General features: G+C 40.3%; 14 protein-coding genes, 3 pseudogenes and 1 other annotated feature. Of the genes and pseudogenes, 5 read left to right on the top strand and 12 right to left on the bottom strand.

The genetic code is table 11. From position 1 onward, the window contains the following. Positions 1-234: 234 nt before the first annotated feature. The 8 genes from NDQ71_RS19690 to NDQ71_RS19655 form a co-directional block, all read right to left on the bottom strand. Positions 235-693 (bottom strand): GNAT family N-acetyltransferase, encoded by a 459-nt coding sequence (locus tag NDQ71_RS19690; protein WP_301562989.1) that lies wholly within the window; start codon positions 691-693, stop codon positions 235-237. A 15-nt stretch (positions 694-708) separates the two neighbouring features. After that, the gene (locus NDQ71_RS19685; RefSeq protein ID WP_301562988.1) at positions 709-1,503 is read right to left on the bottom strand and encodes a LytTR family DNA-binding domain-containing protein; all 795 of its coding nucleotides are present in this window, start codon (positions 1,501-1,503) and stop codon (positions 709-711) included. Next, entirely contained in the window at positions 1,503-2,555 is a 1,053-nt protein-coding gene (locus NDQ71_RS19680) for a sensor histidine kinase (protein WP_283709125.1), read from the bottom strand. The genes NDQ71_RS19685 and NDQ71_RS19680 overlap by 1 nt, the downstream gene beginning before the upstream one ends. Positions 2,556-2,616: 61 nt before the next feature. Continuing rightward, positions 2,617-3,036 (bottom strand): putative glycoside hydrolase, encoded by a 420-nt coding sequence (locus NDQ71_RS19675; RefSeq protein WP_301562987.1) that lies wholly within the window; start codon positions 3,034-3,036, stop codon positions 2,617-2,619. A 293-nt stretch (positions 3,037-3,329) separates the two neighbouring features. Then, positions 3,330-4,799, bottom strand: coding sequence for an ATP-binding protein (locus NDQ71_RS19670; RefSeq protein WP_301562986.1), 1,470 nt, complete (start codon positions 4,797-4,799; stop codon positions 3,330-3,332). A gap of 97 nt (positions 4,800-4,896) precedes the next feature. After that, a complete protein-coding gene (locus tag NDQ71_RS19665) occupies positions 4,897-5,775 on the bottom strand; it encodes an IS3 family transposase (RefSeq protein ID WP_238063625.1) in 879 nt (292 codons plus the stop codon). After that, entirely contained in the window at positions 5,775-6,086 is a 312-nt protein-coding gene (locus NDQ71_RS19660) for a transposase (protein WP_201608430.1), read from the bottom strand. The genes NDQ71_RS19665 and NDQ71_RS19660 overlap by 1 nt, the downstream gene beginning before the upstream one ends. Before the next feature lie 52 nt (positions 6,087-6,138). After that, entirely contained in the window at positions 6,139-6,405 is a 267-nt protein-coding gene (locus NDQ71_RS19655; RefSeq protein ID WP_301562985.1) for a transposase, read from the bottom strand. Between the two features lie 73 nt (positions 6,406-6,478). On the opposite strand from NDQ71_RS19655, the pseudogene NDQ71_RS19650 reads away from it, so the two are divergent. From NDQ71_RS19650 to NDQ71_RS19635, 4 genes and pseudogenes are all read left to right on the top strand, one after another. Further along, a pseudogene (locus NDQ71_RS19650) lies at positions 6,479-6,598 on the top strand (integrase core domain-containing protein); the annotation flags it as partial. A 224-nt stretch (positions 6,599-6,822) separates the two neighbouring features. Next, positions 6,823-7,614: an acetoin reductase gene (locus tag NDQ71_RS19645; protein WP_197709576.1), complete on the top strand. Its 792-nt coding sequence runs from the start codon at positions 6,823-6,825 to the stop codon at positions 7,612-7,614. A gap of 663 nt (positions 7,615-8,277) precedes the next feature. Continuing rightward, the gene (locus NDQ71_RS19640; protein WP_089111069.1) at positions 8,278-8,673 is read left to right on the top strand and encodes a lysozyme inhibitor LprI family protein; all 396 of its coding nucleotides are present in this window, start codon (positions 8,278-8,280) and stop codon (positions 8,671-8,673) included. 188 nt (positions 8,674-8,861) lie between these two features. Beyond that, positions 8,862-10,068, top strand: a pseudogene (locus NDQ71_RS19635) (IS3 family transposase). Next, positions 9,137-9,253: a sequence feature (AL1L pseudoknot), on the top strand. (Overlaps the previous pseudogene by 117 nt.) Before the next feature lie 37 nt (positions 10,069-10,105). Here NDQ71_RS19635 and NDQ71_RS19630 read toward each other — a convergent pair. The 3 genes and pseudogenes from NDQ71_RS19630 to NDQ71_RS19620 all read right to left on the bottom strand — a co-directional run. Continuing rightward, positions 10,106-10,255, bottom strand: a pseudogene (locus NDQ71_RS19630) (IS982 family transposase); the annotation flags it as partial. Between the two features lie 118 nt (positions 10,256-10,373). Further along, positions 10,374-11,921, bottom strand: a complete 1,548-nt coding sequence (locus NDQ71_RS19625; RefSeq protein WP_301563094.1) for an AbgT family transporter — start codon at positions 11,919-11,921, stop codon at positions 10,374-10,376. Positions 11,922-12,725: 804 nt separating this feature from the next. Next, complete coding sequence (locus NDQ71_RS19620) at positions 12,726-13,607, bottom strand: IS982 family transposase (protein WP_089111072.1); 882 nt, start codon at positions 13,605-13,607, stop codon at positions 12,726-12,728. A 209-nt stretch (positions 13,608-13,816) separates the two neighbouring features. On the opposite strand from NDQ71_RS19620, the gene NDQ71_RS19615 reads away from it, so the two are divergent. Next, positions 13,817-15,154, top strand: coding sequence for an FAD-dependent oxidoreductase (locus tag NDQ71_RS19615; protein ID WP_089111068.1), 1,338 nt, complete (start codon positions 13,817-13,819; stop codon positions 15,152-15,154). Between the two features lie 78 nt (positions 15,155-15,232). Here the strand turns inward: NDQ71_RS19615 and NDQ71_RS19610 are convergent, their stop codons facing one another. Then, entirely contained in the window at positions 15,233-15,553 is a 321-nt protein-coding gene (locus tag NDQ71_RS19610) for a hypothetical protein (RefSeq protein ID WP_301562984.1), read from the bottom strand. Positions 15,554-15,606 lie beyond the last annotated feature (53 nt).

The following is a 15,606-nucleotide window of genomic DNA, read 5'->3' as shown; positions in this document are numbered from 1 at the left end:
TCGATTTAGCCAAATTAGTGTTTAGTTTTCACGCTATTGATGAGCATGACAAGAAAATTTATGATGTGTGTCTTTTTAAATTATTTGCAAAAATGTGGAACTGAGCAAACTGTTTGTACTTAGTGCATTTTTATGAGTAAGTGCTAAAAAGTGCAACTTTAACTTATATTTCTTTGCAGTATTAAACCGTTAACATCCTTATCAACTTGGCTTTGATTTAATTTACTTTATAATTTAATGTAGGTTTATCGTCATAAAACGGCTGTGTGGATCTTCAATATAAACTGAAAAAGGGCCGCAGTAACTAAAGCCAAACTTTTTATAGAGGTTTCGCGCTGGTTCAAAGAATGCTTGTGATCCGGTTTCTAAGCTTACTTTTTGATAACCTTGCTCGGTTGCAAAGTTCAGCGCATGCTGCAGCAGCTTTGTTGCAACACCTGATTTTCGAGCGGAGGTGCTAGTTCGCATTGATTTCAATTCAAGGTGCGAAGAATCGAGCTTTTTAACAGCCAAGCAGCCTTGCAAATTGCCATCAAGCCAGCCACTAAAAAAAGTAATATCTGGCGACTTTAGCTTATTAACATCCAGAGCATGTACATTTTCAGGCGGTGATGTCGCGTACATATCCGCTAAGTGCTCTTCTAATAACTTAATAACCTCACCTGACGATAAATCACCTATTATTATTTTCATAATTCATTTTCCACATTAATATTTAAACAAACTCTTTAAGTTTTTACTATACGTACGGCTAACTTTAAGTGTTTTACCACTTTGTAATACTGCCATGTATTCAGAGTTTCGCAGTGGGTTAAGTTGCTTTATATGGCTTAAATTAACAATCGTTGATTTATGTATTCGCAGGAAATCTTCAGGAAGGGTGTTTTTTTCAAGCTCTTTTAAACGCGCGCGCATTACGTGTGTTTCAGCGGGTGTGTGTACACACATATAATCCCCTGCCGCATCAATCCATAAAATATCTTTAAATGGAATGATTTGAATTGGGTTTTTTGCATCTTGGATCACTAAGTTTTCAGCTTCAAACTTATACTCAGAATTCCCCGTAACCCCGACTTCTTGAGGATCGTTGTTGACCAGTGATTGGTGAGCTTCAATAAGTGCCGTTTTACGGTGCAGCTTTTCTGTTGTAACAACCCTTTCAATGGCTTCTGCTAAGCGCGTTAATTTAACTGGCTTAAGTAAATAATCCAGTGCCCTCACCTCAAATGCTTGCACTGCATGTTGGTGAAATGCAGTGACAAAAATAACCGCAGGGCAACTTTCAGGTTGAAAATGTTTAATTAACTCAAAGCCTGATTTAGATGGCATTTCTATATCTAAAAAAATTAAATCTACGTCAACCTTGTTGAGCAATGCAATTGCTTCGTCAACGCTTGCAGCACTACCAATCACATTAATTTCAGGAAATGCTTCAAGACGAATACGTAAGCCTTCAACAGCACTGTATTCATCATCTACAAGTAACGTTTTTAATTGAATCATTATTGCAACTCATTAATAGGTAGTGAAATACATAGCCATGCACCGCCAGTACTGGCATTGCCTTTTTCAATTCGGTGGCTATTACCATAGATTAATTTTAAGCGTTGCTCACAATTCGCCAAGCCGATACCTCTTTTGGTTTTTTTATTGTCATTAAAGCCTTTGCCGGTATCGGCGACCTTAATGAGTAATGCATTTTTAGTTTTTTCGATATTAATGGTGATCACCATTTTTTGATCGGCACGCATACCGTGTTTTAACGCATTTTCGACTAAGGGCTGAATTAATAAAGATGGGATCAACAGCTCATTACACTGCTGTGCAACTGTGATGTTAACCTCTAATTTGTCGGCAAATCGGCATTGCTCAATATCTAGATAGGTTCTTAATATTGCTATTTCTTCTTTGATCGCTACTTTCTCAAGGGGATCGGTGTATAAACTATGGCGTAATAAGTCACATAGTTTTTCAAGCATAGTAACGGCTTGCAAGCTTTCTTTTTTCAAAATTAACGTGCAAATGGCATTAATGCTGTTAAACATAAAATGAGGATTAAGCTGATAGCGTAACATTTTTAGCTGTGACTCTTTGGCTAAATGAGTGGCTTCTGCAGCCTTTTGCGTTTGCTCGAGGTTGTCTAAATAAATTTTAATGCCGTAGTAAAAAGCAGTCCAAGTGGAGAGCATAGTTAATGAGGCCGACGTCCACGTTCCAAAGTCAAACCATGACATTGGCTGCCACCAGTTGCCGTATAACCATTGCAGAGAAACCCATTTAATTTGCGTCCACAATAGGGTGGCAATTAACAGCAGCAAAATTCGAAACGCGACTTTAACTTTGAGCTCTTGCTGGCTAGAGCAATTATAAAAGCGCCTTAAAGCTAAAGTGATCAAAAAGCCACACGCTACATCAATTATGAGATGCGGTATATGTATTGTCCACGGCTCTTCGCTTGGTATTTTGATCATTAATTCGGTCAGCATTGCATAAACAATCCAACCACAACTTTGGAATAACCAGAACAACTGACTTCTAGGGTTATTGCTATTCACATTATTAAATCCAATATAAAAGGCCGTTGATCAACAAAGGTTAATCAACGGCCTGAGCGTGTTATTTTGCACACGTTAATAATATTGAGTCATCACTCGGTTTTATCATCAACGCGACATCTGCAATTGCTAAACTTAAATTTTCACTCGCAATGCGCAGCGCGTCTGTTATTGGTTGTTCAGCTTTTGCGCTGTCATCACAATGCAAAGGTATAGCTAGAGTATGCCAACGTTTATCTGCCATTGATTGTGAAAACGATGAAAAATCAATATTCCTTAAGCAGTGGCTTTCGCTGCACATCACTTGCATATTAGCACCCTGTTTAGGGGCTTTATCTATGCGCATTTTCAACTCAAGGTAACCTGTATTAAATTTGCTATCTAGCTGCTCTGGCGTTAAGTAACTCAAGCTAACGACAGATTTTGCACGCCAATTAAAGCCTCGGCCATCTTCTTGATACGATAGATTGACTGACTGCATCAGTAAACTTTGTTTATCCCCACTGGTTGCAGAGGCACCGCTGGATAACACTTGTCAGTGAGTAATAAAGCATCATACTGAGAGAATCGTAAAGTATTGATTTTACTACTTATGAATCAACACTAAAAATAATAAAGTATCATACTGGATGATAGTAATCAGAACTTTAAGTTACATTTTGGAGTAATAAAGTATCATACTGAGAAAATGCTAATCTATACTATAGAAATCTGTGAGGCTTTAGGAGTTGACATAAATGATCTAGTTTAATAGTCCTGATTAGGCAAATCATCCTAGTAATCGTCATTTTCAACATTGTTTACTAACTGCTGCCAATCATCGGTAATTTGCTTCCAATCAACATCTCTTTGTATCTCTTCACCTTTAGAGTTTTTACCTGTCCATACGTCCCAATAATCTGGATCATTTGATTTTGGGCGATGACCTTCTGGTAAATGATTCATTTCAACTAAAACTGGTAGCTCAGAAGCCCATCCTAGTAAAAACGCATTTCTTGAAGGCAACCCTGGTAAATCCCGCAACAAACCTCTTAAGTTATCAGGAACAAGCTTGTGTACCAACTCTTGATCTCTTTCATTACTTATTCGGTGTAAGAGAAAACTATTACATTGAGATAATACAGTAGGGGATAGTTCGCTTGGCCTCTGTGATGACAAAACCATGCCTAGCCCAAACTTTCGTCCCTCACGAGCGATCTTTTCAAATACCTTGCAACATACTTCCGCAGAGCCATGATACTCATTATCATCTTTATAACGCTTGACGAATGTATGCGCCTCTTCCATGACTAACACTGTCGGTAGTGTTTTTCCATCATTTAGTTTGCGATATCTCTGTAAAGACTCTAACGTTATCCGAGCAATAACAGCCGTTAAAACATGAATAATATCAGCAGGCACTAAGGATAAGTCTATAACCGTCACTGAACCGTTTGAGGCTTTATTATCTCCGATGTAGTTCTCTAGCCATTCATGCAATTCTATATTCGAATCGCTCGCAATAGACTTCATTCGAGTATCTGAAAGAATTGAACGTACTCTCATTAGTAGAGTCTCAACATGATCTGTTACTTTCAAAAGCTCAGCATTTGCCTCAAGACTTTTGATAAGCTGATTACCCTCAAACTTTCTAGGGATATCCGCATCTATTGGTAAAACGTCAGTATCTCGCCCTCCAAAGCTTGAATGTGCTTTTTTTAGCAACCCATAAAACTCAATTACTTCGGGTCTAGTAAACTGCCATACTGGATAGTTCCCACTTCTAGATTGCTCAAAACTATTAATTTTAATAATTACTTCATTTAAAGACTCACTTTGCTCTTCACTAAATTCATTAAGAGGACTTAAGCCGTCCCTCCATTTCTTGATCATCTCAAGAAAATTCTTTGGATGTGGAAACTTTGTATAAGGTCCACTAGAGTGCATCTCTATATGTGTGATACTTAACAAAATCTTTAAATGTCTCCGCATTTCCTGACTAGTGGTTAAACCTTCTTGGAAAAAACCCTCTCGGACATTTCGTAGGGATTGTATTAAAGTTGGACGCTGTGTCTTTGCACTTGCTTGAGTAAATGCACACCATTCGGCACTATTCCAGAACCACAATGGTACTTCTAAAGCCTCTGACGTATTTTTTTCTATGCTGCTTTCAGTAGAGTCTGATGTAGAAGCATCAACTTTAAAAATCTTAGCTGTGGTCAAGTCCTCGAAGGTTTTTGCATACTCACCATTAGGATCTAACACAATAAACCTTGCATTAGGTGCACCATCGTCAGTCCTAGCCTTTTTAGCAGCATCAAGTGACCAGCGAATTAAACCAGCTACAGAATGTAGTGGTCAACTAATTTAGGACACCTGATAAGAGGTTTTTGTTAAAGTAGCGTTTCTCTTTTTCTAGCGGTGTTAAATAATCATTAAAACGGTGTGGTCTCACTGACTGATAATAGCCCCAAATATAATCAATAATGGCAGTCCGAGCTTCAGCAATATTCTCATAACCGCCCTTTGGCATCCATTCTGTTTTAAAGCTCCTGAAGAACCTTTCAGTTGGCGCGTTGTCCCAACAGTTACCTTTTCGGCTCATGCTCTGCTTCATGCCATTACAACTTGCCACGGATTCAGCAAACTTCTTGCTAGTGTAATGGGTGCCTTGATCAGAGTGAAACAACACCCCACTTGGCTTTAAGCGCGACTGATACGCCATCTGCAGCGCTTTGGTTGTCAGCATACTGTCAGGCGAATCTGATACAGCAAAGCCAACAATACGACGAGCATATAAATCTAAAACGATAGCTAGGTAGCACCAGCCGCCTTTAATGCGAACATAAGTGACATCACCTGTCCAGACATGATTGGGCGATGTGGGGCTAAAGTTACGGTTCAGTATGTTGTCATGAGCTTTGTGTTCTTCATCACAGTGCTTGTATTTATGCGTCTTTAACTGACAGCTTTTAAGCCCCATGCTGCTCATAAGTTTACCTACCATATAACGGGTCAGCTTGATGCCGTGTTCATTCATTAGTATAGCGGCAATGCTGCGAGCGCCTGCTGAGCGCTTTGAGTCGTTAAATATTTGGCGGACTAATGCTTTAGTTTTGACGGCTTCAAGGCTGATGGGCTTGGGCTTTAGTCCATAGTAGTAACTGCTCCTCAATACCCCAAACAACTTGCATAAAAGGCTTTTACTGGCCTGTTTGTCTTGCTCTGCAAGCTTGCTTATCAGCGATAGCCGTTCAGGCTGTCCAAGGCCAGCAGAGCAGAAGCCTTTTTTAATATGTCGCGCTCCATAGTCAGCCGCTTAACCTGCTTACGCAATTCTTGAAGCTCGCGCTGTTCATCCGTTAAAGCGTTGCCGACTTTAGGCGCTTGGCCACTCATTTCTTGACGGTACTGACTTAGCCATTTCTGCAGGGTAGATTTGCCAATACCCAGTGAGCTTGCCACATCAGGTATGGTGCGGTTGTGATCAGTGACTAAGCTAATCGCTTCTAATTTAAATTCTCGGGTATATTGGTTGCGTTTGTTGGTCATACTATTTTCCTTCTTTGGGTTAGTATAGCCTCTTAGCAGTTGTCCAATTTAATTATGCCACTACAATACTGACAGGGATGAATGTTGGTGTATTGCGGTAAGCGTCATTGTCAATAAGTGCGGGTATTTGGTCGGTTTGGGCTTGTTTGGCTTTTTGTTCTCGTTTCCAGTTGTGCAATAGGTTCTGGTTGATGCCGTTGTCTCTGGCTATGCTGGCAATTGACCGCCCTGAGCTTATCGCTTCTTGGACTAGAAATTCTTTGAATTCGTCACTGTAGGTCTTGCGTCTGGGTTTGTTGGTTGCCATGTTAATGTCCATTTACTGAAAATCATGGACATTATCTCGCTTCATCTAAGAATCCAGTAGAGGGGATGGTCGGGGGCTTACTCTGTTCAGTAATTTAAATGAGGTTAGACAATTAACGGATGAATGGATCCATGTTTATAACCATGAACGACCGCATGATTCATTGAATGATATGACACCTGCTGAGTTTAAACAGGTGGCTTAATGTTTCTACTTTGATGTTGTTTTAAGTTTGGGGGATTTACATTGCCGATAAGGTTGGTCGTAGCAATATTATCATATCTAACAGGCTTTTACGCTTTGTAAAAAAAACATTACTTACGCCAAACAATTTTGCTGAAATTATTGCTACAACGTTTGTTATACTCAAAAGATAGCGTTTTTTGATACGATGTATTTTTTAATTTTTTTCACCAATAAGGAATCATAATGACTAAATCTACAAAATCCAACGCAAAAGTTGCAGTCATAACAGGTTCGGCAGGGGGTCTGGGTAATGCCATTGCGACTCGTCTTGCCAAAGATGGTTTTCGAGTGGTGCTACACGACATCAGCGAAGATAATCTAAAAAAAGCCAAAGCCGAATTTGACAAAGCAGGGTATGAAAGCATCACGGTGGTGGGCGATGTGTCAAAACGTGCCGACCAATTTCGCCTTATCGAAGAAGCGGTGAAAGCCTTTGGGCAGGTTGACGTGTTTGTCAATAACGCAGGGGTGGAGTCGGTTGAGCCGTTTTTAGAAATTGAAGAAAAAGAGCTTGACCGTGTAATGAATGTGAATATCAAAGGCGTGGTGTTTGGCACGCAAGCAGCCGCCGAGCAGATGAAAAAACAAAACAACGTGAGTAAGATTATCAATGCTTGTAGTATTGCAGGACATGAGTCATATGAAATGCTAAGCTTATATAGCGCCACTAAACACGCAGTACGTTCATTTACCCACTCAACTGCTAAAGAATTAGCCCAATATAATATTCGTGTAAATGCCTATTGTCCTGGGGTGGCTGATACCCCTATGTGGGAGCGAATTGATGCGGCATTTGTCAAATATAAAGGTTATGCGCCAAAACAAGCGTGGAAAGAATTTACACAGGGTATTTTAGTCGGAAGACCACAGGAACCTGAAGATGTAGCAAATTTAGTATCATTTTTAGCTTCTGATGATGCCAACTATATTACGGGTCAAACTATTTTGACCGATGGCGGTATGGTATTTAGATAATCATTGGGCAATAAAAAAGTGATCTATGCTGTTTGATCCGAACTCTGTATGAACCGTCTCGGGATTGTCGGAGACCTAAAACTCTGAGACAATACCCTTATGGAAATCAAAAAATACCAAACAGAAGTTAAGAAAAAAGCCGTCGACTACCAACGGATATTTGTCGCCTATTGACGCAGAAAATATCTACTATTGTTCATTAATTCCGTCAGGCTATGCTGCGTGACTCAAGATAATTTGTGGCCGACAATTCCAGTATAGTTCATTTAATAAAATATATGATTTAGTAAAAGATATATGTCTGCTAATAGGGGCTGTTTTCATAGAATGGGCGCAATACATAGATCAGGGATTTGGTTGTATATGCTTTCAGAATGAACGGATTAACGTTATTTGGGAAGAGTTTCCTAACAACCTCAGTTTTGAGCTAGATTCAATCAGTAATGCAGAGCTACTGTTAGAAAAATTAGTATGATAAAGGTATGCTATAAAAAACCTGTTCAGCAAAGCCTAAGAACACGGTTCTATACTAGGGAGCCGCATTCACCGAATAAACTGGTTTTTCAATGAAAGCTTTATTTTGGCCTGCAGATACAGTAATTAACTCGAAGGTAAACAATCTGCATGATAAGATAAAAAATTATTTCTAACCACGAGTATGATATGAATTTGATAACAATTAATTTAAAAAAAGCATCTGGTATTGTGCTGTTCTCAATAGGCTTATTTGCTACTGCCCAAGCATCAGCAGCTACATGCGACAAGGCTACTACTCAAGCTGATATAAACAAATGTATTGCCGCTGAATTAAAGGCTGAAGACAGTAAGCTGAATAGCTCTTATAGCAAATTACAGCATGGATTGAATAAAACTGAGAAAAAGCAGTTAAAAATAGTGCAATTAGCATGGATTGACTTTAGAGATAAAGCCTGTAAATTTTCTGCCCGTAGCTCTAGTGGTGGTAGTGCTCACTCAATGGCCCTTAACAGTTGCTTAACGACCTATACGCAGCAAAGACGCATACAGCTTGACCAGGAAATTAAGAACATTCAGAGATAAGAAAAATCAAATAATTGGTGGTGTTCTAAAAAGTATACCCTAGCGGAACCAGCTATTTCACCCTTCGAACCTATTAACAGGCCACTTAAAACAGACTGCTATAATGGAACCACTTATAACAGTCTATTTAGGTATTTATGAACCGCCCCGGGATTGTCGGAGACTCAACATTCTGAGAGAATACGACAATGAAAAGACAAGCCTACACTCCTGAGATTAAAGAACGCGCCGTTCGCATGCTTATTGAAGCGTCAGGCGACTATCCCTCCACATGGTCAGCTATTCAAGCCATTGCTCCTAAGATTGGCTGTACGCCTGAAACCCTACGATCATGGCATAAAAAATACAACGATCAAACCGTTCCTGCGTCGGTACAAGCTCAAAGCCAAGATCAACGTATTAAAGAGCTTGAACGCGAGAATAGAGAGCTCAAGCAAGCTAATGAGATCATACGTAAGGCTGCCGCTTTTTTCGCCCAGGCGGAGCTCGACCGCTGACTAAAATCATGATTCAATTCATCGACGATCATAAGAATAATTATGGGGTCGAGCTGATCTGTAGAGTATTACCGATTGCCCCATCAACCTATCACCGTGCTAAAGACTTGGAGAGCTACCCTGAAAAACGCTCACTGCGCAGTCAACATGACGACTTTTACATCAGCGAGATTAAACGTATCTGGCAGGACAGCAAATGCCGTTACGGTGCGCGTAAAGTATGGCAGCAGATGAAAGCTGACGGGTTAAAGGTTGCTCGTTGTACCATAGAGCGTTTAATGAGACAGCATGGCCTACAAGGTGTCTGGCGCGGTAAGGGTAAAATAACAACTCACAGCCGTGATGATCAAAAGCGTGCTGATGACTTGGTTAATCGTAACTTTAGCGCTCATCGCCCTAACCAGCTCTGGGTGGCAGACTTTACTTATATCAAGACGATAAGCGGCTGGGTGTATACCGCTTTTATTATTGATGTGTTTGCTCGCGCTATTGTGGGCTGGAAAGTATCTAATCGTATGAACACAGATATGGTGATGGCGGCGTTAAATCAAGCAATAGCAGATAGAAACTATCCCAAAGATGTGATTCATCACAGTGATCGAGGGGTTCAGTATTTATCCATTCGCTATACTGATAAAATGGCTACATGCGGTGTTATAGCTTCTGTCGGTACGACAGGCGATTCATACGATAATGCATTAGCTGAAACGGTCAACGGGCTTTATAAGTCTGAGGTGATTCATTATTTAAAACAGAACTGGACTGGTGTGAACGATGTTGAACTAGCAACCCTTGAATGGGTGGATTGGTTTAATAGAACACGATTGGATATGTGTCACCCTTTGAGTTTGAAAAGCGGTATTATGATAATTTAACCCTGTCAGGCATCGCTGCCTGACTCAAGTAAATCACTCTCCGATAAAGTCGGGGCGGTTCAGTACCAAGAAGGCCGTTATCTCTGCTACATTTATCTGGCATGCTCTTAATCGACGCCGGCCACTAGCGATGATTTGCGTTTCAAACTCTGGCTTGAATGATTGGTAAAGGTCGTCAATGTAGCAGTATGGTTCGGTTAAGTTGTCCATGTAAGAAGTCCTTTTTGCATAAGTTGGTCTAGGTAAATTTACTTTAGCAATTGTGGACTTCTTTTTTGGCGCTCCCTTATCCCGAACTGGGGTCATTTAGCAAACCTTTGATTCACTACTATCTAGCAGGATAAAACGTCTCTGCACCAGGGCCTACTGGCAGACCAAATACAAACACCCAGACGCAAAATAAAATAATCCAACCAACTAAGAACGCAATTGAATAAGGTAACATCATCGCCATAAGTGTGCCAACACCAGTATTTCTCTTATAACGAATAGCAACTGCCATAATGAGACCAAAATAGCTCATCATAGGGGTAATGATATTAGTAGTCGAATCTCCAATACGGTATGCGGCCTGTATCATCTCAGGCGCATAGCCAGTTAGCATTAGCATGGGGACAAATATTGGTGCTGTCACGGCCCATTGCGCAGATGCCGAACCAAGCATCAAGTTAACCACCGCACATATCAAGATAAAACCGATCAATAAGAAAGGACCTGTTAAACCAATATCGTTTAGGAAAGTTGCACCAGATACTGCCATTACAGAACCAAGGTTTGACCAATTAAAGAAGGCGGTAAACTGCGCTGCAAAAAAGACTAAGACGATATAAATACTGAGCGAGCTCATCGCATGGCTCATCGCATCTACTACATCTTGGTTGTTTTTTATGCTACCAGTAATCTTTCCATATATATAACCAGGTATGGCAAAGAACACAAAAATGAAGACAACGATACCCTTTAAAAACGGCGAACCTGACAACAGACCTGTCTCAGCATTACGCAGGATGCCGTCAGCAGGTACCACGGTCCAAGCCAATAATAAACAGAATACCAGCATGCTAATACCAGCCCAAAAAAGTCCTTTTTTCTCAATAGTAGATACGCGCTCAGCTTTGGTATCTAATACTGAGGGATCATCGGCGTCAGTAGGATTGTACTTACCAAGGCTTGGCTCGACGATTTTCTCGGTCACAAGATAACCCAAACCACTAATCAAAAAAGTACTCACCATCATAAAGTACCAGTTGGCTTCTGCTCCAACAGTGTAAGCTGGATCGATGATACGTGCCGCTTCTTGAGTAATCCCTGATAATAAAGGATCAACTGTGCCAAGTAATAGATTAGCGCTATAGCCACCAGATACCCCAGCAAATGCCGCCGCGATACCAGCTAATGGATGTCGACCAAGAGAGTGAAATATGACCGCAGCAAGTGGTATCAAAACCACATAACCAAGCTCAGCGGCCGTGTTTGACATAATACCTGCGAACACAATAGTAAAGGTAACCATTTTCTTTGGCGCGTTTAACACTAGCCCACGTAGTGCGGCTGATATCATTCCAGAGCGCTCAGCGATACCAACACCAAGTAGTGCTACCAGCACCGTACCAAGTGGCACAAAACCAGTAAAGTTGGTCACCAAGTTTTCAACAATACGAGCTAAGCCCTCGCCGTTTAATAAATTGACGACCTCAATAGTTCCATCAGCGCTACGGCCGCTTGCACCCTCTGGTCGTGGATCGATTACCGATATACCAAAGTAAGACAGGACTGCTGAAAGAACCAGTAAAAATACTGACATCCATACAAACAAAATAACAGGATGCGGTAGTAAATTACCGAGCCACTCTACTCCTTTTAAAAACCGCTGCATGCGCGAGTCTTGCTCTGCTGCATCAAAATTATTATGTGGCGGATTGCCATTTGGCGAGTTACTTCCTTGCATAGCCGATTATCTCCTTCAAGATTAAGTACTTTTGATGCGCTTAAAGTGTATGAAAACACCGATAAAAGGTTATGATTGGAACATAATTGGAAAACAGAAACAAATAATTTTGTCTCATAAAACAAATTGTTTAGAATTTTGAGTAATAAGTAACCCCTGTTCAGAAGAAGGGAGCGCCAAAAAAGACAAAAACAAGAAGTTCACAATTGCTAAAGTAGGTTTACCAAGACCAACTTATGCAAACAGGATTTCTTCCATGAACAACTTAACCGAACTATAATGCCTCTTGGTCAGTCATCAAAGCGCTTGAGCGCAAAAATAAAGAGCTCAAATAAGCCAACGAAACTATAAGGAACGCGGGCGCTTTTATGCCTAGGAGGAAATGGGCGGACCGCCCAAGTGATGGTTGATTTTATTAATGATCATAAGTTGTAATATGAGTTCGGGCCAATATTAAAGTACTACCGCCTGCTCCGTCACCCTATCACTTCACTATACCTAAAACATAAAACCTTTAAATAATAATTTATCTATCATTAGACTTGTATCTGATATTAAATGATAGCAATCTCTTGCTGTTATCAATGAACATTAATTATTAAGTCTAAGTAATAGAGGTAGCGTTATGACCGTTCGTATTTATGTGAGAGCCAGCACTAAGGATCAAGACGCTACCAGAGCATTAGCTGATTTGGTGGCTTTCAGTACAAGTTATGATGATAAACCCCACTCTCAACTTGAAATAAGCAACTCAAACTGAAGTGGGGGATTACCTAACTGTTTATTGATTACAAAGCAGAAGTTATGAGCCAAGATTTTACGCATAAATCTGTGGGATAAATGCCATAAATCTCTCGCTCTCACCTTTTGCATATTAAACCGCTGTGATAACTGACCAATCACCGTCTCAATATTGCGACGAGCATTTTTAAGACGATTAAGTACACTGATTGGTCGTTTATCGGGCATATTTTTTCTAAGCGGTGTTTGCAAATCAACACATCGCTTAAAGCAATACTCAGATAAATCAGGGCTAATATAGCCCATATCTGCACCTAACAAGCCTTTGATATTATCAAGCATATCAGGTGCCACTAATCTTTCATCTATTCTGGCAGAGGCAAAGGTAAAATTGGTTATCATGCCCGATAGATTAATGAGTAAATGTCCTTCAAAGCCGAAATATTTTTGTTGCTTTGAGGCGCAGTAACTATAACTACCTTCGTATTTGAAGGTTTTATACCGATACGCTCTGGCATATTGGCATACAGGAATGGGAAAGCCATCGATAAAATGAATGTTGTCTTGTCCATACTGTTTAACGATATGCTGTTGTATCAAAGTTTTTACCTGTAACAAATTGACGCACTGCTTGGCAAAGTTGGGATATGAGCCTATTTGTGGAAACCATGTTTGCCAATGCTGTTTAAAATACTGATGGATTTGTGAGTCGGTGTCCATCTGTAAAAACTCACCCACTATCTCCATGGTAATAATTTCACTGTCGGTTAGCTTTGGTGCATATCCGCCTTGTCTTAGCCGGTTTGTTACAATCTTTTTGTAGTAGTCATCTACCATTAGATAGATTTTAATGATAAATTCGTCGATGGGCATGGCTTGTTCTCTAATCTTTTTGGTCATTGATTAAAGTTTAAGTTCATGCCTTTTTTGTTTCAACCCCGCTTAAAAGTGTTGAGAGTGGGGTATTAATATGTTAAATTTTATTAATAAAATTGCATATCTCTACTATATCATTACACTATGGAGCAAGTTCTATTTAATCATAAAACTTATAATCAATCATAAAAACAGAGGGGCTCACAGTGACCATAAAACACATCGAACATCTGATTATCGGCTTTGGCAAAGCAGGTAAAACTCTGGCACAAGCTTTAGCCAAGACAGGCAAATCCGTGATTTTAGTGGAGCAGTCCGCTACCATGTATGGTGGTACCTGTATCAATATTGGCTGTATTCCCTCAAAAAAATTAGCCTTCTTAGCTTATGGTCATGACGTACAACCATCACTTGCTCAAGCAGTTAGCAAAAAGAACGATTTAATTGATAAACTTAATCATGCCAACTTTGAGAAAGTTGATAGTCTAGATAATGCCGAAGTGATTACAGGCAAAGCCAGTTTTATTGATAATAAAACCGTGCAGGTCGTCACCGATACTGACACATTGACCATCACTGCTGATTATATTTACATCAATACAGGGGCGTATAACTGGCAGCCGCCGATTGATGGGTTAAAAGACAGCAAATTTGCCTACGACAGCACCCGTATCATGCAACTAACCGATTTACCAAAACAGCTCGTTATTATTGGTGGTGGCTATATCGGGCTAGAGTTTGCCTTTATTTTTGCAGGGTTTGGCAGTGAAGTGACGATTTTAGAAACAGGCGATACCTTTTTACCACGAGAAGATGAAGATATCACCAAAACTTTACTCGCTATCATGGCAAAACAGCATATTACAGTCAAAACTAATCAGCAAATCAAAAAAATAAGCGATAGTGGACAGCAAGCCACAATTACCACCGCTGATAGCGAACTGCATGCCGATGCGATTTTGGTTGCTACAGGCCGCAGAGCCAATACCGAAGGGCTAAACCTTGAAAAAGCGGGCATTGAGCTTACCGATAAAGGTTATATTGCTGTCAATGAAAAATTACAAACCAACGTGCCGAATATCTATGCGATGGGCGATGTGGCAGGCAGCCCCCAATTTACCTATATTTCGCTCGATGATTATCGTGTAGTTAAAAGCCAAGTATTGGGCGATGGCAGTTACACCACCAAAGACCGTACTTTCCCTTATGCGGTGTTTGTCAATCCGCCACTTGCTAATGTCGGTATGACCGCAAAAATGGCAAAAGATAAAGGTTATGACATTAAAACCGCCACACTAGATGCAGCAACTATTCCTAAAGCCAATATCTTAGAACAAGCTGATGGGCTGCTTAAGGCCGTAGTAGATGCTAAAACTGATAAAATCTTGGGTGTGCAACTGTTGTGTGCCGAGTCGCATGAATTGATTAACTTTATGGATTTAGCAATCCGTCAAGGCTTAACCTACCAGCAGGTGCGTGATCATATTTTTACCCACCCTAGTATGAGTGAAGCATTGAATGATTTGTTTGCTGCTATCAACTAACTGTTTTATAGCGAGGTTAGACGTTGCTTATAACGGCTAACCTCATTTACTTTCAATATTCACTCACTTTATATCCGCTTAGTTAAAACTTAAAAATTCTTCTGCACTTGTTGGATGAATGGTAAATGTCTCTTCTAAATCTGCTTTAGTAATACCAACTTTCATTGCCAAAGCAAATCCTTGTAAAATTTCATCCACATCTGACCCGACGGCATGAATGCCCACCACGGTCTCATCGCGACCTGCACAGACAATTTTAACTGTCGATGATGTTATATCATCGTGTGCAACCGCACGAAACATGGGCATAAATTTATTAGTGTAAGTTTTTACATTTACTTGACCATGGGCTTTAATCGCCGCTGACTCACGGTGTTTGTCAACATAGTTGGCGTCCAAAGCAATACTAATAGTAGCACTGCATAACTAATACCAAACCCATAAAATATAGT

The sequence above is a fragment of the Pseudoalteromonas sp. KG3 genome (assembly GCF_030436385.1).
In the GTDB taxonomy this organism is placed as follows: domain Bacteria; phylum Pseudomonadota; class Gammaproteobacteria; order Enterobacterales; family Alteromonadaceae; genus Pseudoalteromonas; species Pseudoalteromonas prydzensis.
Note: the sequence above shows the minus strand (reverse complement) of the source record. Positions and strands in the feature narration are given on the sequence as shown.